The following is a 19,968-nucleotide window of genomic DNA, read 5'->3' on the forward strand; positions in this document are numbered from 1 at the left end:
CTGTATTTCTCCGATGCGTTGTCGCGCCGGTTGCCGCGCCGGTTGTCGCGCAGCGGGTCAGCGCAGCTCGTCCTCGGGCTTCGGCGTGTACTTGCCGAGGAAGAGCGATGCCACCAGGGCCACCGCCATGATCGCCGCGGGCAGCAGCATCGTCTGCGCCATGCCGGTGGAGAACCCCTCGGCGACGAAGTCGGGCAGCTGCCCGCCGCCGCCGATCCCGGCCGGAGCCTTGTCGAGCCCGGGCAGGTTCGCCTCGAGACGCGCCTGCATGAACGCGGCGATCGCCGACGAGCCGACCACCGAGCCGATGGTGCGGGTGGTGTTGTAGATGCCCGCGCCGGCACCCGCCTGGCGCGGGGAAGGCGGCGGGTGGCCGTGGTGGCCAGCGGCCCCCACATGCCGGCGTTGCCGATGCCCAGCAGCGCCGACGGCAGCAGGAACATCCAGATCGGGGTGTCGACGTTCATCAGCGACGCGTTCCAGAGCAGGCCGCCGGCCACGCAGAGCAGGCCGGGGATCAGGATGAGACGCGGGTCGACCTTGTCGAGCAGTGATCCGGCGAACGGCGCGAGCACGCCCGAGATGACCGCCATCGGGATCATCAGCAGCGCCGACTCGGTCGGGGTGAGTCCGCGCGCCAGCTGCAGGAAGAACATGAACGGCAGCGACATGCCCGTCACCGTGAACCCGACCGCGGCGATCGCGACGTTGGACGCCGAGAAGTTGCGGTCACGGAACAGCCCGAGCGGCACGAGCGGCTCGCTCTTGGTCTTCCACTGCTGCAGCACGAACACGATAAGCAGCACGACGCCGGCGGCGATGAGCCCCCACACGGTGATCGGACCGGTGATGACGCCCCAGTCGTACTTCTCACCCTCCTGCAGGCCGAACACGATGAGGAACAGTGCGGCGGCGCTGAGCACGACGCCCACGAGGTCGAAACGGTGCGGATGCGTCTTCAGCCGCGGCACCAGGATGACGGCGAGCACGAAGCCGATCACGCCGACCGGGATGTTGATGAAGAAGATCCACTCCCAGCCGAGGCCGTCCACGAGGAAGCCGCCGAGCAGCGGGCCGACCAGGGTCGCCACGCCGGCGGTCGCGCCCCACAGGCCCATCGCCGCGCCGCGGCGGTCGGGCGGGAAGGTGCGGGTGATCACGGCCATGGTCTGCGGAGTCATGAACGCCGCGCCGAGGCCCTGCACCGCACGGAACGCGATGAGCATCTCGAGGCTGGTGGACAGGCCGCAGGCCAGCGACGACACCGTGAAGATCACCAGGCCGATGAGGTAGATGTTCTTCGGGCCGAACCGGTCGCCGAGGCGTCCGGTGATCAGCAGCGGCACGGCGTACGCGAGCAGGTAGGCGCTGGTGACCCACACCACGTTGTCGAGGTTGTTCGTGTCGGGATCGAGGGCCGCCTTGATCGCGGGGTTCGCCACCGAGACGATCGTCGTGTCGACGAGGATCATGAAGAAGCCGATGACCAGCGCCCAGAGGGCGGGCCAGGGGCTGCGCGGCTTGTGCCCGACGGCGTAGGTGCCGGTCGTCGGTGCGCCGCTGCGAGGAGCGGATGCCGCCGGCATCCGTTCCCGGCGGATTGGTCTCTGTCATTGTCGTGCTGCCTTTCGCTCGGCCGCCTTCGCGGCGCGATGTTCAGCGGGGATCTCGTCGATCCCCCAGGCGTAGGAGGCGTCCGCGAGGGACTCGAGGAAGCCGTCGGTCCAGGTCAGTTCGGCGCGCAGCAGTGCAGCGTGCCGGTCGGTCTCGATGAGGAACTGGTGCGGCACCCTGCGCTCGGCGGCGCCGGCCAGGGCCGCGCCGATGGTGTCGCTCTCGGCGGCGAGCGCAGCTCGCCGAGAGGAGACCAGGTCGATGACCTCGGCACGCGGCAGGTTGTGCGCCTCGGCGAGCGCCACCCGGAACTCAGGCGTACTGTCGGTGCGCGCGAGCCCGGTGCGCACCCAGTTCTCCAGCACGTCGGATGCCGCTGGCTGCAGCGTGTAGGTGGTGCGCTCGGGCCTGTTGCCGTCGCGGTCGGTGCCCACCTCTGCGATGAGCCCCTCGCGCTCCAGACGGCCGACCGTGTGATAGAAGGTGCCGTTCGTCAGCTTGACCATGCGGTCGTCGCGGCGCTGTCGCAGCAGGCGCATCATCTCGTACGGATGCATGTCGCCCTCGCGCAGCAGCGCGAGTACCATCGCCCCCAGAGGCGTGAGCTTCACATCCGCAGCCATATGTCCCATCCCGATTCAGTCCAGATGGACTATATCAGGTCGATGTCGCGCCGACCTCACGCGGAAGTCGCCGAAGTTCGCTCAGCGCAGGGCGGTCTCGCGCTGAGCGTCGGACAGTGGTCGATCCGCATAGATCAACCTGATCACCGACGGATCGGGAATGCCGGCATCCGGTCCGCGATGCACGAGCGAGAGCCCGACCTTCTCGGCGACCGCGGCCGACGCCGTGTTGTGCGCGACGAGGAACGCGATGATCGGCGTCGCCGGGCGCAGGTTGCGCGCCGCGGCGATGCCGGCGCGCGAGACCTCCGTGGCGTAGCCGCGCCGATGGTGGTCGGCGGAGATCCGGTACCCGAGATTCCATACGTCCGCCGCCTCGGATGCCCCGGTCAGCAGCGTGCACCCTCCGGTGCCGATCACCTCGCCGGTGTCGCGAAGTCGCACGATCCACGACGCGAGTCCCACCTCGCCCCACCGCTCCTGCCAGCGCCTCAGCAGGTGCGCGGTGGTCGCCCGCTCGACGTGCCGCAGCGTCGGATAGTGCTCCCAGACCCGCGGATCGGAGAAGATCTCGTGGATCGCATCGATGTCGTCATCGGCCGGTCGGCGCAGGATCAGTCGCTCGGTGATTCTCTCGTCAGCCATCGGTCCCGAGCGTACGCCGGGGCACCGACGCCGGAGTCAGACCTCGGCCGGCCCGAGCCCCGCCCGTTCCAGGATCACCCCGACCTGCACGCGGCCCCGCACCCCGAGCTTCACGAACACCTGCTCGAGGTGCGTCTTCACGGTGCCTGCGGAGATGTGCAGGTCGGCCCCGATCTGCGGGTTGGTCGCGCCGGATGCCACGCCCCGTGCGACCGCCAGCTCGCGCTCGGTGAGCCCGGAGATCCGCTCCAGCGCGGGCTGCCGGCCGGCACCGCCCTCGCTGCTCACCGCTCGGCGCACCAGCTGTGCGGTGCTGGTTCCCGAGACCACGATCTCGCCCCGTGCAGTGCTCAGCACCGCGTCGGCGAACCGCTTCACATCGTCCTTCATCAGGTAGCCGCTCGCCCCCGCCGTCAGCATCTTCAGCAGCTGGTCCTCGGAGTCGAAGCTCGTCATCGCGAGCACCCGAGACGACGACTGCTGCACGATCGCCGCGGTCGCCTCGGGGCCGGCGACTCCCGGCATCCGCACGTCCATCAGCACGACGTCGGGGTGATGCGCACGCACGAACTCGACGGCCGCGCCGCCGTCGGCGGCCTCGCCGATGATCTCGATCCCCTGGTCGGGCTTCAGCAGCAGGCGCAGCCCGCTACGCACCAGCGGGTCGTCGTCGACGAGCAGCACCCGCACGGGCGACGGAAGTTCGGTGGTCACACTCCCGACCATATCGGCGACCTCGGACGCCCCGAGTGCTCAGGCGACCTCCTGCCACGGCAGGGTGACGTCGATGATGAATGCGCCGTCGTGCGGACCAACCCAGGCGGTGCCGTCCAGGGCCGCCGCACGCTCCCGGATGCCGAGGAGGCCGTTCCCGCCGCCCGGCATCGACGAGACCGCTCCCGGCGTCAGCGGATTCACGACGCGGATGCGCGCGCCGTCGGAGGGTTCCACCTGCACGTACAGCTCGATCGGCGCGGTGCGCGCGTGCTTGGCCGCGTTCGTGAGCGACTCCTGCACGATGCGATGTACCGCGCCGTGCAGCTGCGCCGATGCGCGCTCCGGCGCCTCGATGAGGATGAACGCGTTGATCACGACACCGGCCGCGCGGTACTCGGCGACCAGCGCGCCGATCGCCCTCAGGGTCGCCGGCGCGGACGAGCGGCCGGGGCCGGTGCGCAGATCGCCGATCAGCCCGCGCAGGTCCTGCAGCGCGGCGCTGCTCTGCTGCTGCACGACACGCGCCATCTCGGCGACATCCCCTCCGGCATCGCGTTCTCGAGTGCCCCGGCGTGCATCGACATGACGGCGAGTCGGTTGGTGAGGGAGTCGTGGATGTCGCGGGCGATGTTCTCGCGCTCGGACTGCCGCACCATCTGCTCGTTCAGCGCGTCGGCACGACGGTGCTCCTCCTCAGCGCGCACGTCGCTGCGGCGCGCGCCTTCGCGGGCCCGGCCGACGATCACGACCGCCACCGTCACCCCGAGCGAGATCACGGCCCAGATGAAGGATGCCGCGATCCATGTCGGCTCGTACTGCGCTTCAGCGCGGGTGGTGAACAGCCACGGCAGCGCACCGCCCAGGGGGTGAGCGCCTCGCGGACGACGAACAACAGCACCAGAGCGCCGACGCCGATGGCGATCCGCCACATCCAGGCGGGACGACGACGGATGCAGCAGACAGCGCCGATCAGCAGCAGCACGTACGAGACGCCGATGAGCGCGAGCACGGCACCGGCCAGCAGCGCGAGGAGCGGACCTCTGCGCCGCCAGAACACGGTCACCCAGGCGGCGATGACGACGACGGTCATGATGCCGCCGAAATCCGTGACCTTCGTCTCGCCGCCGCTGGTCGCCGGCAGGTCGAAGGTTCCGGGCACGTTGATCGTCGCAAAGACGTCGAACAGCACCCCGCCGATGAAGAGCGCGATCGTGCCCGCGTTCGCCGTGATACGGCGGCGCGGCGCAGCGGAGGAGTTCGGGGATGCCACGACCCGAGCCTACGGCGGGCCAGCGACGCCCGGCCCCCGCCGACCGGCGGCATCCGCCTCCGCCGTTCGGCAGAGGCGGATCCGCCCGGTCGGCCGATCCGCCGACCGGCGCGCGCCCCCGAGGATCGGATCGACATCGACCCGCACCTGATCACAGAGGACCCGGACATGACCTTCGATAACAGCAGCCACACCCCGCCGCCCGCACCGCAGGCTCCGCTGCAGACTCCACCGCCGGCATCCGGGCCGTTCCCCGCCCCGCCCGCCGGCGCACCCGTGCCGGCCGGCGAGCGCTCCTTCCTGCTCACCTGGCTGTTCGCGCTGTTCCTCGGCTTCTTCGGGGTCGACCGCTTCTACCTGGGCAAGGTCGGCACCGGCATCCTGAAGATCGTCACCTTCGGCGGCGCAGGGATCTGGGTACTCGTCGACATCGTGCTCGTGCTCACGAACCAGACGAAGGATGCCGACGGGCCGGCCTCTCGCCGGTTACCAGGAGCAGAAGAAGATCGCGTGGATCGTGACGGGCGCCCTGGTGGTGCTGAGCATCATCCTCGGTGCCGTGAACGGCGGATCCGGCGGCGCCGCGACGCCTGCGGCGGACAAGCCGGCGGTGAGTGCGCCGGCCGAGCAGCACGCCACCGATGCGGCCGAGGAACCGGCATCCGCCCCGGCGGAGGAGCCGTCCGACGAACCGGCCGAGCCCGCCGTGCCCGCCGAATACGCCTCTGCCGTGAACAAGGCGCAGTCGTACGCCGACATGATGCACATGAGCAGGCAGGGCGTCTACGACCAGCTCACCAGCGCCTACGGCGAGAAGTTCTCCGCCGAGGCCGCGAAGTACGCCATCGACAACGTCGAGGCGGACTGGAACGCCAACGCGCTCGCCAAGGCGAAGGACTATCAGCAGCTGATGTCGATGTCGCCCGCTGCGATCCGCGACCAGCTCACCAGCCAGTACGGCGAGAAGTTCACCGCCGCCGAGGCCGACTATGCGATCGCGCACCTGAACGACTGATCGCGGGGAGGAGAAGATCATGGAGACAGGCGCCATCCTCAGCTGGACGCTGCAGCAGGAGATCCCGGTTCCCGCGGACGTGCAGAACGTGCTCGCCCAGGGTGAGCAGGCCGTGGCCTCGTTCCGGACGTTCCGCGACTCGGCGACGTTCACCACCCGCAGGCTCATCGTGCGCGACGCGCAGGGCATGACCGGCAAGAAGGTCGAGATCTACTCGCTGCCGTACAGCTCGGTGCTGATGTGGTCGTCCGAGAACGCCGGGACGCTCGACTGGAACTCCGAGCTGGAGCTGTGGACCAAGGCCGGGCACATCAAGGTCAAGCTCGCGAAGGGTGTCGACGTGCGCCGGCTCGACAGCCTGATCGCATGGGGCGTGCTGAACGCACACTGACCGCGGGGCCGCGTGGGGACGCGGGAGGGGGCGCGGGTGGCCGGGGATGCGAAGATGTACGCGTGAGCGAAGCACTGAGCATCCCCGGCTGGCGGCACCTCTACTCGGGCAAGGTCCGCGACCTGTACGCCTCGGACGACCCGGCCGACACCCGCCGGCTGATGGTGGCGTCCGATCGGGTGAGCGCGTTCGACTTCATGCTCTCCCCCGCGATCCCGCAGAAGGGGGCGCTGCTCACCACGCTGAGCAACTGGTGGTTCGACCAGCTCGACTTCCCCAATCACCTCGCCGAGGGCGATGTGCCGGAGGAGGTCGCCGGTCGCGCGATCCTCGCGCAGTCGCTGGAGATGCTGCCGATCGAATGCGTCGTGCGCGGCTACCTGACCGGATCCGGATGGGCCGAGTACACCGAGCAGGGCACCGTCTGCGGCATCCCGCTGCCGGCCGGCCTGCACGACGGCGACCGCCTGCCCGAGCCGCTGTTCACCCCCGCTTACAAGGCGCCGATGGGCGAGCACGACGAGAACATCTCGTTCGAGCGCGTCGCCGAGATCGTCGGCCAGGAGCGCGCTGAGCAGCTGCGCGACGTGTCGATCGCGATCTATCGCCGTGCGGCGGAGATCGCCGAGGCGAAGGGCCTCATCCTCGCGGACACGAAGTTCGAGTTCGGGACGGATGCCGCCGGCACCCTGCGTCTGGGCGATGAGGTGCTCACGAGCGACTCGTCCCGGTACTGGGATGCCGAGGCCTGGCGCACCGGCACCACGCCGGCCGAGCGGATGGCGAGCTTCGACAAGCAGATCGTGCGCAACTGGCTGGCCGCCAACTGGGACAGGCAGGGCGAGCCACCGGCGCTGCCGGAGGACGTCGTGGAGCGGACCGCAGCCCGCTACCGCGAGCTGATCGAGCGCCTCACGGCGTGAGTCGGCCGCCGGTGCCTTCGACAGGCGCAGGGAGCCACCTCGTATCCCGATAGGGTTTGTGCAGCCTCCATCCCTATCCCCGAGGAGCCCGCATGTCGCTGTGGAAGATCCACGGCAACGGACGCACTGTCGCGCCCGACGCCGTCGTCCGTCCTGATGAGCGCCTGAACTGGCCCGCCACGATCGCGATCGGCGTGCAGCACGTCGTCGCGATGTTCGGCGCCACGTTCCTGGTGCCGATCCTCACCGGGTTCCCGGTGCCGACGACCCTGCTGTTCAGCGGTGTCGGAACGATCCTGTTCCTGCTCATCACGCGCAACAAGCTGCCCAGCTACCTGGGCTCGTCGTTCGCGTTCATCGCGCCGGTCACCGCCGCGACCGCGGTCGGCGGCACGGGCTCGGCACTCGCCGGCATCGTCGCGGTCGGCGTGCTGCTGGCGATCATCGGTGTCGTCGTGCACACGGCGGGCGTCGCGTGGGTCGACCGGTTCCTGCCGCCGGTGCTCGCCGGCACGATCGTCGCGCTGATCGGATTCAACCTGGCCGGCGCCGCGCACAACAACTTCGCCGCCGCCCCGGTCACCGCCACCGTCACGCTCGGGCTGACCATCCTGTTCGCGGTCGTGTTCCGCGGGTTCCTCGGCCGCATCTCTATCTTCCTCGGCGTGATCGCGGGATACATCTTCGCCGGCATCCGCGGCGAGCTCGACTTCGAGGCGGTCGAGAAGGCCGACTGGGTGGGTCTGCCCACCTTCCAGTTCCCGGACTTCGTCGAACCGAACACCTGGTCGGCGATGGCGATGTTCCTGCCGGTCGTGCTCGTGCTCATCGCCGAGAACGTCGGCCACGTGCGTGGCGTCGCCACCATGGTGAACGACCCGAAGATCAACGAGAACACCGGCAAGGCGCTGATCGCCGACGGCATCTCGACCACGCTCGCCGGCTTCTTCGGCGGTTCTGGCACGACGACCTACGGCGAGAACATCGGCGTCATGGCATCCACCCGCGTCTACTCGACCGCGGCGTACTGGGTGGCCGGCATCACGGCCATCCTGCTCAGCATGTCGCCGAAGTTCGGCGCCGTCATCAACTCGGTGCCCGCCGGCGTGCTCGGCGGCGTGACCACCGCGCTGTACGGCCTGATCGGCGTCATCGGCGTGAAGATCTGGGTCGACAACAAGGTCGACTTCTCACGCCCCGTGAACCAGTACACCGCCGCGGTCGCGCTGATCGTCGCAGTCGGCGGGTTCGCGATCAAGGGCGAGAGCGGCTTCGAGCTGGGCGGCATCGTCATCGCCACGGTCGCCGCGATCGTCATCTACCACGGCGGCAACGCGATCGCCCGGCTGCGGAAGACCGGCGCCGACGACCCGAAGCCGCTCGCGGCGGTCGGTCCGATCGGCGGCGACCCCACCGATCGTTGAGCGAGCGATGGTCGTTGAGCGAGCGATGGTCGTTGAGCGAGCGATGGTCGTTGAGCGAGCGCAGCGAGACGAAACGCAGAGACGAAACGCAGAGACGAAACGCCTTCAGCCGACCTGAGAGCGTTTCGGCTCTGCGTTTCGTCTTCGCTCCTTCGTCGCTCCGCGGGGCGACCACCTTCGTCGCTCGCGGGGCGACCCGGGGCTGAGAGCGTTTTCGTCTCGCTCGTTCCTCGCTCGCTCAACGACCGGGCGGACGCACCCAACGACAGGGAGGCGGCTACGCGTCGATCGCGCGCAGCGCGGTGGACGCGGGGTCGGATGCCACGAAGGGCAGCGGCTCCGCCGGATCGCCCAGCCCGTACATCCGGTGCACCCAGCACCGCGCCGCCTGCAGCGGATAGGTCCTCCCGTACACGGCGCGCTTGACGATCACGCCCTCCAGCACACTGCGCAGCATGACCTCCTCGAGGGCGGGGTCGTCGGCGCCGCGCTCGCGGAACAGATCCTGCATGAGCTCACCGGCCGCGAGCACCGCCTCGAGGCTGCGCTGCTCGGACTCGGCGTAGATGCGGTGCGTGGTGGGCAGAATGGACAGACCCAGGGTGATGCGCTGCTGCGGCATGCTCTGATCCGCGCCGATCAGTGACATGTCGATGATCGTGCGCAGCCGCTCGTCGGCGCTCTCGTCGTCGAAGGCGAGCGCCGTCATCTTCGCGAAGTAGGCGTCGAGCACGGCGCCGACGAGCTGCTCCTTGCCCCCGAAGTAGTAGCTGACGAGTCCCTGCGCGACCCCCGCGTGGCGGGCGATCTCGGCCAGACTCGCCTCGTGATATCCCTTGTCGCCGAACACCTCGAAGGCGGCGTGCAGGATGGCGGCCTGCGAGCGCTCGCGGGCGTCGCGGTTCTGCGCTGCGGAACGCGGCATCCTCAGTCTCCTTTCCGATGCGCGGGCGGTGAGACTCCCCAGTTCATACGGCTCCCCAATGTCCCCGAGTGATGATATCGTGTTCGTTGATTGGACCCTCAATCAACGAACCAGTGGATGGCGATGGGAGTCGCCATCCGATCGTTCCGAAGTCGATCCGGCACCCGACGGGATCGCGCACGGAGGAACGGTTGACCTCTCCGCGGTCGTTTCGGCGCTCACCGCGAGGAGCCGCTGCGACGCACGGGGGCTTGCGCGCAGCTCCGGGAGGAGGGAGGGGAGGGGGAGTCCCGGCTCCCTCCTCCCGGACTTTCAGGAGCGTCCCCCGGTTCACTCGATCGTCGCGAGCGGCGCGTCCGGCTCCAGCAGCGCGCCCACCTCCGCACGATACGCGATGGTGCCGCCGCGGTGCGCCGTCACCTGCGTCTCCATCTTCATGGCGTCCAGCACGGCGACCGCATCCCCCTCGGACACCTCCGCCCCGTCATCGACGAGCCAGCGCACCAGCGTGCCCGGCGACGGTGCGCGCAGCTCCGCCGGGTCCGGCCCGTGCTGCGGAGCGGATGCCGCCGGCACCGGCGAACCCGGAGAGCAGAGCCATGGGCAGTCCGAGCATCACGCGCCGGCCGTCGATCTCGACCGGGAAGCGCGCCAGCCCGGCATCCTCCACGGGTGCGGGCCGCAGCTGCGGCTCGAGCCGCGGCAGCAGCACCTGCTCGATCCACTGAGTGTGCACCGCGAAGCCGAAGGTCGAGAACTCCGGGGCGTCCACGGCGAGGCGATCGAAGCCGATCACCGTCGCCGGCCCCTCGACGTGCAGCTCGCGCAGCGCCCGGCGGGCACGGACCAGCGCCGCATCACGCGAGTCGGCGTACACGATGAGCTTGGCGATCATCGAGTCGAACGCGGGCTGCACGGCATCCCCCGCCTCGACTCCCGAGTCCCAGCGCACGCCGGGGCCGCCGGGGACGCGCAGGACGTCGACGCGAGCCGGGCTGGGCAGGAAACCGCGCCCCGGATCCTCGGCGTTGATGCGGAACTCGAAGGCGTGACCCAGCGGCCGCGGAGTCTCCCTGACCGAGGGACCGTCGCCGAACGCGATGCGGAACTGCTCCCGCACCAGATCGACGCCGGTGACCTCCTCGGTGACCGGATGCTCGACCTGAAGGCGCGTGTTCACCTCGAGGAACGAGATCGTGCCGTCAGCGGCGAGCAGGAACTCGACGGTGCCCGCGCTGCGGTAGCCCGCCTCGACGCAGATCCGTCGCGCGGCCTCGTGGATGCGCTCGCGCTGCTCGTCGGTGAGCCCGGGCGCGGGCGCCTCCTCGATGAGCTTCTGGTTGCGGCGCTGCATCGAGCAGTCCCGGTCGCCGACCACGACCACGCCGCCGCGGCCGTCGCCGAGCACCTGCACCTCGACGTGCCGCGGCGATTCCAGGAACCGCTCGACGAAGCACTCCCCTCGCCCGAAGGCGACGATCGCCTCGCGCGTCGCGGCGTCGAACGCCTCGGCGACCTCATCCAGCTCGCGCACCACCTTGAGCCCGCGTCCGCCGCCGCCGAACGCCGCCTTGATCGCGATCGGCAGACCGTGCTCCTCGGCGAAGGCCACAGCCTCTGCGGGGCCCTCGAGCGGATGATCGGTGCCCGCGGCGAGCGGAGCGCCGACCTTCTGCGCGATGCGCCGAGCCGTCATCTTGTCGCCCAGCGCGTCGATGCTCTCGGGCGAGGGCCCGATCCAGACCAGTCCGGCCTCCTCGACGGCGCGCGCGAACGCGGCGCTCTCGGAGAGGAAGCCGTAGCCGGGGTGCACGGCGTCGGCCCCGGCCCGGTGGGCGGCGGCGAGCAGCGCCTGGATCGACAGGTACGTCGACGAGGCGGTGGAGCCCCCCAGTCCCACCGCCTCGTCGGCCAGACGCACGTGCAGTGCGTCGGCGTCCTGGTCGGCGTACACGGCGACCGAGGCGTATCCGGCCTCGGCGCATGCGCGGATGACGCGCACGGCGATCTCGCCGCGGTTCGCGATCAGGATCTTCTTCATGACGGTGTCCCTTCGCCTTCTTCTTCGGTCGTTGAGCGAGGAGCGGAGCGACGAGACGAAACGCCCTCGGGTGGCCCGATGCGTTTCGTCTCCCTCCCTCCGGTCGGTCGCTCAACGACCGGTTGTGCAACGCGGAACCGCACCCGTGCCCCCGGCGGTAGCTGCCCGGCGAGATCGAGATCGGCGTCGATGACCGCGCCGATGATCGGATATCCCCCGGTGAGCGGATGGTCGGGCAGGAACAGCACCGGTTGGCCGTCCGGCGGCACCTGGATCGCGCCGGTCACGGCGCCCTCGCTGGGCAGCTCCCCCGCGACGGCGCGCTCCAGCGGCGTCACGCCGTGCAGCCGGATGCCGACCCGGTCGGACCGCGGGGTCACGTCCCACTCCTGGCCGGTGAGTGCCTCCAGCGCGCCGTCGGTGAACCAGTCGTCGCGCGGGCCGAGCAGGATGCGCAGCTCGGCGGTCTCGCCGGGCGCGGGCAGGTCGCGGGTGAGCGGCTCCGGCTGCACCGGGTGCGGAGCCGTGCGCGGGTCGCCCACGGCGATCAGATCACCGGCGGCGAGCGGCGCGGGGCCGAGCCCCGCGAGAGTGTCGGCTGCCGCGCTGCCGAGCGCCGGTGCGGTCCGGATGCCGCCGCGCACGGCGATCGCGTAACGCAGGCCGCGCACGGGGTGACCGATCCGCAGCTCGTCTCCGTCATCGAGGGCGAACGGCGCGCCGAGTCGGATGCCGCTGCCCATGCCGTCCGCGGCATACAGGCTTATCTCGCCGACCGCACCCGCGATTGCGGCGACGGTGGGCACGCCGTGATAGCGCAGCGAGGCTCCCCCGACGAGCTCCAGCACCGCGGCATCCGTCGCATTGCCTACGGCCCGGTTCGCGTCGCGCATCGCCGTGCGATCCGCCGCGCCGGAGGCGGAGACGCCGAGGGCCGCGTGCCCGGGACGTCCGGGGTCCTGCACGAGCAGCTGAAGGGCGGGGCGGAGCACCTCCAGCGAACCTCCCTCCGCGTCGTGACCACTCGGGGAGGGTGAAGGCGTTTCGTCTCGCTCCGCCCGCTCGACGACCGAAGAGCGACCACCCGGGGAGACCGAAGGCGTTTCGTCTCGCTCCGCCCGCTCAACGACCGAAGAGCGACCATCCGGGGAGACCGAGGACGTTTCGTCTCGCTCCGCCCGCTCAACGACCAAAGGGCGACCACCCGGGGAGACCGAAGGCGTCTCGTCTCGCTCCGCCCGCTCAACGACCGAAGGGCGACCATCCGGGGAGACCGAAGGCGTTTCGTCTCGCTCCGCCCGCTCAACGACCGAAGGGCGACCATCCGGGTCGTTGAGCGGAGGCGAGGAACGAGCCGCAGACGAAACGCCGTGAGACGCCTCCGCAGCTGAAGGCGTTTCGCCCGCGGAGGATGCGCCCTCGACGATCTCCCTCTCCGCACGCTCGAAGCGCACCAGCGTCCCCGGCGCGAACAGCGCCGGCGGGTCGCGGTCGATGTCCCACATCACCGCATCCGTCCGGCCGATGAGCTGCCAGCCGCCGGGGCTCTCCCGCGGGTACACCCCGCTGAACTGCCCGGCGAGGGCCACCGATCCGGCCGGCACGCGAGTGCGCGGGGACGACCGCCGCGGCACGTCGAAGAGCGGGTCCGATCCCACCGCGTAGCCGAATCCCGGGGCGAAGCCCGAGAACGCCACCTGCCACTGCGCGGCGAGGTGCCGGCTGACGACCTCGTCGGTCGAGACGTCGAGCAGCGCGGCGACGTCGGCCAGGTCCTCGCCGTCGTACCGCACCGGGATGGCGACCTCGCCCACGTGCGGCACGTGGGCGGCATCCACCGTCGTCGACGACAGCACCTCGGCCAGCGAGGCGGCGTCCACGAGCACCGGATCGAAGCGCACCAGCACGGTGCGCGCCCCGGGGATGAGCTCGACGACGCCCGGCACGCCCGCCCATGCCAGGTTCAGGCGCATCGCCTCGTCGAGGTCGGCGGCCTCGACGAGCAGCGCCCGGTCAGATGCGGTGAGGATGCGCATCAGACCACGTACTCCGCGTCGGGGATGTCCGTGAGGAACATGTAGCCCGGAGCGTGGGTCACCGCGAACGGCGGCTTCGATGCCATGATCGCAGCCTGTGGGGTGACCCCGCAGGCCCAGAACACCGGGATCTCGCCCTCGCGCACCTCGGGGGCATCGCCGAAGTCGGGACGGGAGAGGTCGGCGATGCCGAGCGACGCCGGGTCGCCGATGTGCACCGGTGCGCCGTGCACGGCTGGGGTGCGCCCCGAGATCTGCACGGCGTCGGCGACGCGGGATGCCGGGATCGGCCGCATCGACACGACCATCTCGCCGCGCAGCCGGCCGGCGGGCGCGCAGTCCACGCTCGTGCGGTACATCGGCACGTTCCGGCCCAGCTCCTGGTGCCGGATCGGGATGCCGGCCTCGGCGAGCCCGGTCTCGAACGTGAAGCTGCATCCGATCAGGAAGGCGACGAGATCGGGATGCTCGTCCCAGGCGCCCGTGGCGTCGGAGACCTCCTCCGCGAGCTGCCCGTCGCGCCAGATGCGGTACCGACCGATGTCGGTGCGGATGTCACTGCCCGGCGCGAGCTGGGACTCCACCTCGCCCTGCTCGATGACCTCGAGCACGGGGCACGGCTTCGGGTTGCGCTGCGCGTAGAGCAGCGTCTCGAACGCCCAGTCGGCGGGGACCGCGATGAGGTTGGCCTGCGTGAGGCCCGCGGCGACGCCGCTGGTGGGCTCGGCGAGGCCCTCGCGATAGGCACGACGAGCAGCGCGGGCCGATTCGCGCTGGGCGGGCGTGGCGACGACGGTCATGTCACCCTCCGGCGAACGGGGTGATGCTCACGCCGGAGGCCTCGAGCAGGCGCCGCGTCTCGGCGGCCATGGCGACCGAGCCCTTGCTGTCTCCGTGCACGCAGATCGACTGCGCCTGCACGCGCACGTCGGTGCCGTCGACGGCCCGGATGACGCCGGACTCGGCGAGGCGCAGCATCCGCTCGGCGACGGCGCTCGCGTCGTGCAGCACCGCCCCCTCCTCGGTGCGCGAGACCAGCTGGCCGTCGGGCTTGTAGGCCCGGTCGGCGAACGCCTCGGCCGCGACGGCGAGCCCAGCTCGCTCGGCGACGTCGAGCACGACACCGCCGGCGAGGCCGAGCAGGACCAGGCTCGGGTCGATCGCGCGGATCGCGGCGACGACGTCGTTCGCCTGCCGCTCGTCGCGGGCGATCGTGTTGTACAGCGCGCCGTGCGGCTTGACGTAGGCCACGGTCCCGCCCACCGCCTTGGTCAGGCCGGCGAGGGCGCCGAGCTGGTACTCCACATGCGCCTGCAGGGTGGCCGAGTCGATGTCGACCTTCGTGCGGCCGAAGTTCTCGTAGTCGCGGTAGCCGGGGTGCGCGCCGATCGTGACCCCGTTCTCGACGGCCGCGGCGAGAGTGCGCCGGATGCCCTCCGGGCTGCCGGCGTGGAATCCGCACGACACGTTCGCGCTGGTGACGATCGCGAGCATGCTCTCGTCGTCCGACACGATGCGGTCGGACACATTCTCGCCCAGGTCCGAGTTCAGATCGATGGATGCCATGTTCTTATGCTCCTGTCCCGAGGAAGGCGAAGATCGGGCCGATCGACACGGCGCCCATGTACCAGGTGAGGGCGGTGACCAGCGTGCCGGCGATGAGCAGCCAGCGCGGGTACCGCTCCACGCCGAGCAGGTCGGCGCGGAACCATCCGATGTACATGAACACCGTGAGGCCGATCGGCAGGATCAGTCCGTTGAAGCCTCCCACGAACACGAGGATCGCGGCGGGCGCGGTGCCGATGGAGAGGTACACGATCAGCGAGACGACGATGAACACGACGGTCGCCCACTGCAACGACCAGCCGCCGAGGAAGCGCTTGTGGAATGTCGAGAGGAACGTCGCCGAGGTGTAGGCGGCGCCGATCACCGAGCTGATCGCGGCGGCCCAGAAGATCGCGCCGAAGATGCGCATCCCGGCATCTCCCAGCACCGCGCCGAACGCCTGTCCTGCGGGGTTCGCCGCCTGCGTGGTCAGATCGAGCGTGACACCGGACGCCACGACCCCGAGGATCGCGAGGAAGAGCACGTACCGCATGATGCCGGTGACGAAGACGCCGTTCGAGGCGGCTCGCATGACGGGTCCGGCGTGCTCGGGGCCGGTGTTGCCCGAGTCGAGGTAGCGGTGCGCACCGGAGTAGGTGATGTACCCGCCGACGGTGCCGCCGACGATCGTGGTGATCGTCGCGAAGTTGATGGTGTCGGGCAGGAAGGTCTGACGCAGTGCGTCGCCGACCGGGGGCTGCGAGATGAACGCCACGATGACGGTCATCACGATCATGCCGACACCGAGGACGACGAGCACGATGTCCATCACCCTGCCGGCCTTCTTGATGAGGAAGATCGCGATGGCGATCGCCGCGGTGACGAGGCCACCGAGCTTCGGGTCGATGCCGAGCAGGGCGTTCAGGCCGAGTCCGCCGCCGGCGATGTTGCCGATGTTGAACGCCAGGCCGCCGATGATCACCAGCACGGCGATCACGTGGCCGGAGAACGGGATGGCGCTGTTCGCGAGCTCGCCGGCGCGCTTGCCGGACGAGGTGATCATGCGCCAGACGTTCAGCTGCACGGCGATGTCGATGATCACCGAGATGAGGATCGCGAAGGCGAAGGAGGCGCCGAGGGTCGCGGTGAAGGTGGCGGTCTGGGTGATGAACCCGGGGCCGATGGCGCTGGTGGCCATCAGGAAGATCGCGCCGATGACGCCGCTGCGGCCTACGCGCTTCTTGGTCGCGGCCAGGCGCGCGGCGTCTTCGGTGCTCGCAGAGGTGGTGGGGGATTCGGACATGGGGTTCCCATCGTCTTTGGTGGGCGGGAGGGGTTTCCATGATTGTAGAGCAGACGGCGACGGATTGTTCAACAATATTTCTCGTCGACGGACGCATATCCTGAACGCATGACCAACGCGGCTCCGCTCGCCGACGCACTGCGCCAGCGCATCATCGACGGCGAGTTCGCGCCCGGTTCGCGGCTGTCCGAGTCGGCGCTCGCCGAGCGGCTCGACGTGTCGCGGAACACGCTGCGCGAAGCGTTCCGGGTGCTCGCCGAGCAGGGGCTCATCGAGCACATCCCGCACCGCCGGGTCTCGGTGGCCTCCCCGTCGATGGCGGACGTGGTCGACATCTACCGCGCCCGCCGCGTGATCGAGTGCGCCGCGCTGAAGCAGGCCGAGCCGGAGCATCCGGCCGTCGAACTGATGCGCGCGGCCGTCGACGAGGCCGAGACGCATCTGAGCGGCACCGACTGGCGTCTGATCGGCAGCGCGAACATGGCGTTCCACGACGCGATCGTCGCGCTGGCCGACAGTCCCCGTCTCGCGCGCACCTATCGCGACGTCGCCGCCGAGCTGCGCCTGGCCTTCCTCGAGATCGACGACCCTCGTGCGCTGCACGAGCCGTTCGTGCGCAAGAACCGCGCCGTGCTGGACGCGTTCCTGCGGCGCGGCCCGGAGGAGGCCGCCGAAGAGCTCGAGAAGTACCTGATCCGTTCCGAGCGCACGGTGCTGGGCGCGTTCGCCCGCATGGGCAAGAGCTAGTCCCCCGGCACCGACCCGGTGCTCAGACCACGACCCTGCGCCGGGTGAGCTGCTTGAACCATGCTGCGTCGGGAACCCGCGCGATGATCGTTCCGAGGATGATCGTGGTCAGCACGTACACCGCCGCCAGCGCCGCGAGCTGGGGGACCACGCCCGCCGCGATTCCGGCGATCACGATCGAGAACTCGCCGCGCACGGTCAGCGCCACGCCGGTGCGCCATCGTCCCGGGATGCCGATGCCCGCACGCCGGGCAGCGATGTAGCCGGTCGCCACCTTGGTCGACATCGTCACGAGGGCGAGCAGGATGCCCGGGATCAGCCAGTCGGACAGATGCGTGGCATCCGTCGCCAGGCCGAAGAAGACGAAGAACACCGCGGCGAACAGGTCGCGCAGCGGGCTGAGCACCTGCTGCGCCCGGTGCGCCACTCTGCCGGAGAGAGCGATGCCGACCAGGAACGCCCCCACCGCCGCCGAGACGTTGACCTCTTCGGCGAGACCGGCCACCAGCATCGTCAGGCCGAGCACGCCGAGCACCAGGGGCTCGGCAAGATCGGGCGTGAACAGGCGCGAGACCAGCCTTCCGAACCGCATCGCCAGGAACAGGATCAGAAGCACGACGCCCACGGCGATCGCCACGGTGACGGCTCCGCGCAGCAGGCTGACGCCCATCACGAGCGCCGACAGGATCGGCAGGTAGAAGGCCATCGCGAGGTCTTCGATGACGAGCACCGAGAGGATGACCGGGGTCTCCCTGTTGCCGACGCGGCCGAGGTCGCGCAGCATCTTCGCCACCACGCCCGACGACGTCACCCAGGTGATGCCGCCCAGTGCGACCGCGGCGACGGGTCCCCAGCCGAGCAGCAGCGCGAAGGCCGCTCCCGGCAGCGCGTTCAGCGCCGCGTCGACGATGCCGGCGACCTTCGACCTGCTCAGGCCCTGCACCAGCTCCCGGGGGTGTACTCCAGGCCGAGCAGGGCGAGCAGCAGCAGCACGCCGATCTCCGCGCCGATCTGGAAGAACTCCTGACTGGCGTCCAGCGGAGCGATACCGCCGGTGCCGAAGGCGAGACCGGCGACCAGGTAGAACGGGATCGGGAGAGACCGATGCGGTCGGCGAGCCGGCCGAGCAGGCTCATCCCGAACAGCAGCGCGCCGACCTCGATCAGGATGATGGTGGTCTCGTGCATCGGCGCGGCGAGTTCTTACTCGGGACCGTGGTCGACGAGCTTCATCGCCGCATCGAGGCCGCTGCGGGTGCCCACCGCGATGATGATGTCACCGGCGATGAGCGGCTCGTCCGGCACCGGAGAGGGGATGACCTTGCGTTCGCGCAGCAGTGCCACGATCGACACATGCGTACGGGTGCGCATCTTCGTGTCGCCCAGAGTCCGGCCCGCGAACGGCGACGACTCGCCGACCTTGATCTTCTCCGTGTAGAGGCCGTCGGTCTCATCGCTGAGCTTCGTCAGCCGGGTGACGGCGACGGATGCTCCGAAGATGTCGGCGAGCGCCTCCGCCTCGTCCTCGGTGATCGACACGGAGTAGCGGCAGGAGTCCGGATCGTCGGCGTCGTAGATCGCGAGCTCGCGCTCGCCGTCGCGGAAGGAGATGACGCCGAGGCGGCTGCCGCTCTCGGTCACGAGGTCGTTGCGCACGCCGATGCCCGGCAGGTCGACCCTCTCGATGCGTATTGTCACGAGTGTCGAGGATACGCCGATTTCGGAGACGCGGCGCGAAAGGCGGATCAGGCGGACGCCCGCACGACGAGTTCCGTGGTGAGGATGGTGTGATGCGGAGCATCCGTTCCGGCGAGCACGTCGATCAGCACTGACGCCATCGCCTCGCCCTGGGCGAACATCGGCTGCCGCACGGTGGTCAGCGGCGGGTCGAGCTCCGCGGCGACCTGGGAGTCGTCGAAGCCGACCAGCGCGAGGTCGTCGGGCACGCGCAGGCCTGCGGCGCGCAGCACGCCGCAGGCGCCCCGCGCCATCAGGTCGCTCGCGATGAAGATCCCGTCCGGCGGCGAGGGCAGTTCGAGCAGGCGCCGCGCAGCGGCAGCACCGGATGCCTCGGAGAAGTCACCCGCCTCCTCGGCCACCGGCTCGAGACCGGCATCCGCCAGCACCTCCCGGAAGCCCTGCAGCCGGTCGAAGGTCACCGGCATGGAGGGCGGACCGGTGATGGTCGCCACCCTGCGGCATCCGCGATCGATCAGCCGCTGGGTGCCCTGACGTCCGCCGAGCACGTTGTCGACGTCGACAACGTAGTCGGTCTCGCGCTCCACTGCCCGGCGGCCGCCGAAGACCACCGGCACCGCCTCGGCGATGCGGTCGACGAAGGCGTCGCTGGTGTGGTGCGAGACGATCATCGCGGCATCCACACCGCCATTGCGCACGAAGCTGGTCATCTTGTCGCCGGGGTCGTCGCTCGCGATGAGCAGGTTCAAGATGTAGTCGGACTGCGTGACCCTGGCGCTGATGCCGGCGACGACCGCGGCGAAGAACGGGTCGCCGAAGAACGTCGTGGTGTCCTCGGGCACCACCAGGGCGATCGCGTGCGTCTGCCGGCTGGCCAGCGTGCGCGCAGCACGGTTCGGCACGTAGTTCAGCCGGCGGATGGCCTCCTGCACCGACTCCAGCGCCTCCGGGCTCACCGCCGTCGATCCGTTCACCACGCGTGACACGGTCGATCGCGAGACACCGGCTTCGGCGGCGACCTGTTCGATCGTCGGTCGTGCCATCCGGCGTCC

21 protein-coding genes and 2 pseudogenes are annotated in these 19,968 nt (G+C 70.1%); 6 read left to right on the forward strand and 17 right to left on the reverse strand.

Annotated elements, in window-relative coordinates; translation table 11 throughout:
* Positions 1 to 57 precede the first annotated feature (57 nt).
* From L2X99_RS12440 to L2X99_RS12470, 7 genes and pseudogenes are all read right to left on the reverse strand, one after another.
* A pseudogene (locus L2X99_RS12440) lies at positions 58 to 1,472 on the reverse strand (DHA2 family efflux MFS transporter permease subunit).
* A 138-nt stretch (positions 1,473 to 1,610) separates the two neighbouring features.
* Complete coding sequence (locus tag L2X99_RS12445; protein ID WP_236126460.1) at positions 1,611 to 2,237, reverse strand: PadR family transcriptional regulator; 627 nt, start codon at positions 2,235 to 2,237, stop codon at positions 1,611 to 1,613.
* A gap of 81 nt (positions 2,238 to 2,318) precedes the next feature.
* Entirely contained in the window at positions 2,319 to 2,882 is a 564-nt protein-coding gene (locus L2X99_RS12450) for a GNAT family N-acetyltransferase (protein ID WP_236126459.1), read from the reverse strand.
* A gap of 36 nt (positions 2,883 to 2,918) precedes the next feature.
* Positions 2,919 to 3,596: a response regulator gene (locus tag L2X99_RS12455; protein ID WP_236126458.1), complete on the reverse strand. Its 678-nt coding sequence runs from the start codon at positions 3,594 to 3,596 to the stop codon at positions 2,919 to 2,921.
* 39 nt (positions 3,597 to 3,635) lie between these two features.
* Positions 3,636 to 4,127 carry a sensor histidine kinase gene (locus tag L2X99_RS12460; protein ID WP_236135190.1) on the reverse strand — a complete coding sequence of 164 codons (492 nt, stop codon included), beginning with the start codon at positions 4,125 to 4,127 and terminating at the stop codon, positions 3,636 to 3,638.
* A complete protein-coding gene (locus L2X99_RS12465) occupies positions 4,070 to 4,375 on the reverse strand; it encodes a histidine kinase (protein ID WP_236126456.1) in 306 nt (101 codons plus the stop codon). Before L2X99_RS12465 ends, L2X99_RS12460 begins: the two co-directional genes overlap by 58 nt.
* Entirely contained in the window at positions 4,372 to 4,869 is a 498-nt protein-coding gene (locus tag L2X99_RS12470) for a hypothetical protein (protein WP_236135191.1), read from the reverse strand. The genes L2X99_RS12465 and L2X99_RS12470 overlap by 4 nt, the downstream gene beginning before the upstream one ends.
* A gap of 168 nt (positions 4,870 to 5,037) precedes the next feature.
* On the opposite strand from L2X99_RS12470, the pseudogene L2X99_RS12475 reads away from it, so the two are divergent.
* The 5 genes and pseudogenes from L2X99_RS12475 to L2X99_RS12495 form a co-directional block, all read left to right on the forward strand.
* Positions 5,038 to 5,244: pseudogene (locus L2X99_RS12475) on the forward strand (TM2 domain-containing protein); the annotation flags it as partial.
* A gap of 85 nt (positions 5,245 to 5,329) precedes the next feature.
* Positions 5,330 to 5,884 carry an Ltp family lipoprotein gene (locus L2X99_RS12480; protein ID WP_236135192.1) on the forward strand — a complete coding sequence of 185 codons (555 nt, stop codon included), beginning with the start codon at positions 5,330 to 5,332 and terminating at the stop codon, positions 5,882 to 5,884.
* A 19-nt stretch (positions 5,885 to 5,903) separates the two neighbouring features.
* On the forward strand, positions 5,904 to 6,275 hold the full coding sequence (locus L2X99_RS12485; RefSeq protein WP_236126453.1) for a PH domain-containing protein: 372 nt from the start codon (positions 5,904 to 5,906) through the stop codon (positions 6,273 to 6,275).
* 62 nt (positions 6,276 to 6,337) lie between these two features.
* Entirely contained in the window at positions 6,338 to 7,198 is an 861-nt protein-coding gene (locus tag L2X99_RS12490) for a phosphoribosylaminoimidazolesuccinocarboxamide synthase (protein WP_236126452.1), read from the forward strand.
* Positions 7,199 to 7,290: 92 nt separating this feature from the next.
* On the forward strand, positions 7,291 to 8,622 hold the full coding sequence (locus L2X99_RS12495) for a uracil-xanthine permease family protein (RefSeq protein WP_236126451.1): 1,332 nt from the start codon (positions 7,291 to 7,293) through the stop codon (positions 8,620 to 8,622).
* Positions 8,623 to 8,899: 277 nt separating this feature from the next.
* Here the strand turns inward: L2X99_RS12495 and L2X99_RS12500 are convergent, their stop codons facing one another.
* The 7 genes from L2X99_RS12500 to L2X99_RS12530 form a co-directional block, all read right to left on the reverse strand.
* Positions 8,900 to 9,547: a TetR/AcrR family transcriptional regulator gene (locus L2X99_RS12500; RefSeq protein ID WP_236126450.1), complete on the reverse strand. Its 648-nt coding sequence runs from the start codon at positions 9,545 to 9,547 to the stop codon at positions 8,900 to 8,902.
* 330 nt (positions 9,548 to 9,877) lie between these two features.
* Positions 9,878 to 10,051: an acetyl-CoA carboxylase biotin carboxyl carrier protein subunit gene (locus tag L2X99_RS12505; protein ID WP_236135193.1), complete on the reverse strand. Its 174-nt coding sequence runs from the start codon at positions 10,049 to 10,051 to the stop codon at positions 9,878 to 9,880.
* Positions 10,032 to 11,588 (reverse strand): acetyl-CoA carboxylase biotin carboxylase subunit, encoded by a 1,557-nt coding sequence (locus L2X99_RS12510; RefSeq protein ID WP_236135194.1) that lies wholly within the window; start codon positions 11,586 to 11,588, stop codon positions 10,032 to 10,034. Before L2X99_RS12510 ends, L2X99_RS12505 begins: the two co-directional genes overlap by 20 nt.
* Positions 11,585 to 13,624, reverse strand: a complete 2,040-nt coding sequence (locus tag L2X99_RS12515; RefSeq protein ID WP_236135195.1) for a carboxyltransferase domain-containing protein — start codon at positions 13,622 to 13,624, stop codon at positions 11,585 to 11,587. The genes L2X99_RS12510 and L2X99_RS12515 overlap by 4 nt, the downstream gene beginning before the upstream one ends.
* On the reverse strand, positions 13,624 to 14,424 hold the full coding sequence (locus tag L2X99_RS12520; protein ID WP_236126449.1) for a putative hydro-lyase: 801 nt from the start codon (positions 14,422 to 14,424) through the stop codon (positions 13,624 to 13,626). The genes L2X99_RS12515 and L2X99_RS12520 overlap by 1 nt, the downstream gene beginning before the upstream one ends.
* A 1-nt stretch (position 14,425) precedes the next feature.
* Positions 14,426 to 15,190, reverse strand: a complete 765-nt coding sequence (locus L2X99_RS12525; protein WP_236126448.1) for a LamB/YcsF family protein — start codon at positions 15,188 to 15,190, stop codon at positions 14,426 to 14,428.
* A 4-nt stretch (positions 15,191 to 15,194) separates the two neighbouring features.
* A complete protein-coding gene (locus L2X99_RS12530; protein ID WP_236126447.1) occupies positions 15,195 to 16,472 on the reverse strand; it encodes an NRAMP family divalent metal transporter in 1,278 nt (425 codons plus the stop codon).
* Between the two features lie 108 nt (positions 16,473 to 16,580).
* Between L2X99_RS12530 and L2X99_RS12535 the strand changes: the two genes are divergently transcribed.
* On the forward strand, positions 16,581 to 17,219 hold the full coding sequence (locus tag L2X99_RS12535; protein WP_236135196.1) for a GntR family transcriptional regulator: 639 nt from the start codon (positions 16,581 to 16,583) through the stop codon (positions 17,217 to 17,219).
* Positions 17,220 to 17,241: 22 nt separating this feature from the next.
* Here the strand turns inward: L2X99_RS12535 and L2X99_RS12540 are convergent, their stop codons facing one another.
* From L2X99_RS12540 to L2X99_RS12550, 3 genes are all read right to left on the reverse strand, one after another.
* On the reverse strand, positions 17,242 to 18,162 hold the full coding sequence (locus L2X99_RS12540; protein WP_236126444.1) for a cation:proton antiporter: 921 nt from the start codon (positions 18,160 to 18,162) through the stop codon (positions 17,242 to 17,244).
* Positions 18,163 to 18,421: 259 nt separating this feature from the next.
* Positions 18,422 to 18,916 (reverse strand): cation:proton antiporter regulatory subunit, encoded by a 495-nt coding sequence (locus L2X99_RS12545; RefSeq protein ID WP_236126443.1) that lies wholly within the window; start codon positions 18,914 to 18,916, stop codon positions 18,422 to 18,424.
* Between the two features lie 47 nt (positions 18,917 to 18,963).
* Positions 18,964 to 19,959, reverse strand: coding sequence for a LacI family DNA-binding transcriptional regulator (locus L2X99_RS12550; protein ID WP_236126442.1), 996 nt, complete (start codon positions 19,957 to 19,959; stop codon positions 18,964 to 18,966).
* Between the last annotated feature and the right edge of the window lie 9 nt (positions 19,960 to 19,968).

This window comes from Microbacterium sp. KUDC0406 (genome assembly GCF_021582875.1).
Lineage (GTDB): Bacteria > Actinomycetota > Actinomycetes > Actinomycetales > Microbacteriaceae > Microbacterium.

Excerpts from the sequence above, each read along its gene's own strand:
- L2X99_RS12445 (WP_236126460.1), bottom strand. The coding sequence starts at position 2,237 with ATGGCTGCGGATGTGAAGCTCACGCCTCTGGGGGCGATGGTACTCGCG.
- L2X99_RS12450 (WP_236126459.1), bottom strand. The coding sequence starts at position 2,882 with ATGGCTGACGAGAGAATCACCGAGCGACTGATCCTGCGCCGACCGGCC.
- L2X99_RS12460 (WP_236135190.1), bottom strand. The coding sequence starts at position 4,127 with ATGGCGCGTGTCGTGCAGCAGCAGAGCAGCGCCGCGCTGCAGGACCTG.
- L2X99_RS12480 (WP_236135192.1), top strand. The coding sequence starts at position 5,330 with ATGCCGACGGGCCGGCCTCTCGCCGGTTACCAGGAGCAGAAGAAGATC.
- L2X99_RS12485 (WP_236126453.1), top strand. The coding sequence starts at position 5,904 with ATGGAGACAGGCGCCATCCTCAGCTGGACGCTGCAGCAGGAGATCCCG.
- L2X99_RS12495 (WP_236126451.1), top strand. The coding sequence starts at position 7,291 with ATGTCGCTGTGGAAGATCCACGGCAACGGACGCACTGTCGCGCCCGAC.
- L2X99_RS12500 (WP_236126450.1), bottom strand. The coding sequence starts at position 9,547 with ATGCCGCGTTCCGCAGCGCAGAACCGCGACGCCCGCGAGCGCTCGCAG.
- L2X99_RS12510 (WP_236135194.1), bottom strand. The coding sequence starts at position 11,588 with ATGAAGAAGATCCTGATCGCGAACCGCGGCGAGATCGCCGTGCGCGTC.
- L2X99_RS12515 (WP_236135195.1), bottom strand. The coding sequence starts at position 13,624 with ATGCGCATCCTCACCGCATCTGACCGGGCGCTGCTCGTCGAGGCCGCC.
- L2X99_RS12520 (WP_236126449.1), bottom strand. The coding sequence starts at position 14,424 with ATGACCGTCGTCGCCACGCCCGCCCAGCGCGAATCGGCCCGCGCTGCT.
- L2X99_RS12525 (WP_236126448.1), bottom strand. The coding sequence starts at position 15,190 with ATGGCATCCATCGATCTGAACTCGGACCTGGGCGAGAATGTGTCCGAC.
- L2X99_RS12530 (WP_236126447.1), bottom strand. The coding sequence starts at position 16,472 with ATGTCCGAATCCCCCACCACCTCTGCGAGCACCGAAGACGCCGCGCGC.
- L2X99_RS12535 (WP_236135196.1), top strand. The coding sequence starts at position 16,581 with ATGACCAACGCGGCTCCGCTCGCCGACGCACTGCGCCAGCGCATCATC.
- L2X99_RS12550 (WP_236126442.1), bottom strand. The coding sequence starts at position 19,959 with ATGGCACGACCGACGATCGAACAGGTCGCCGCCGAAGCCGGTGTCTCG.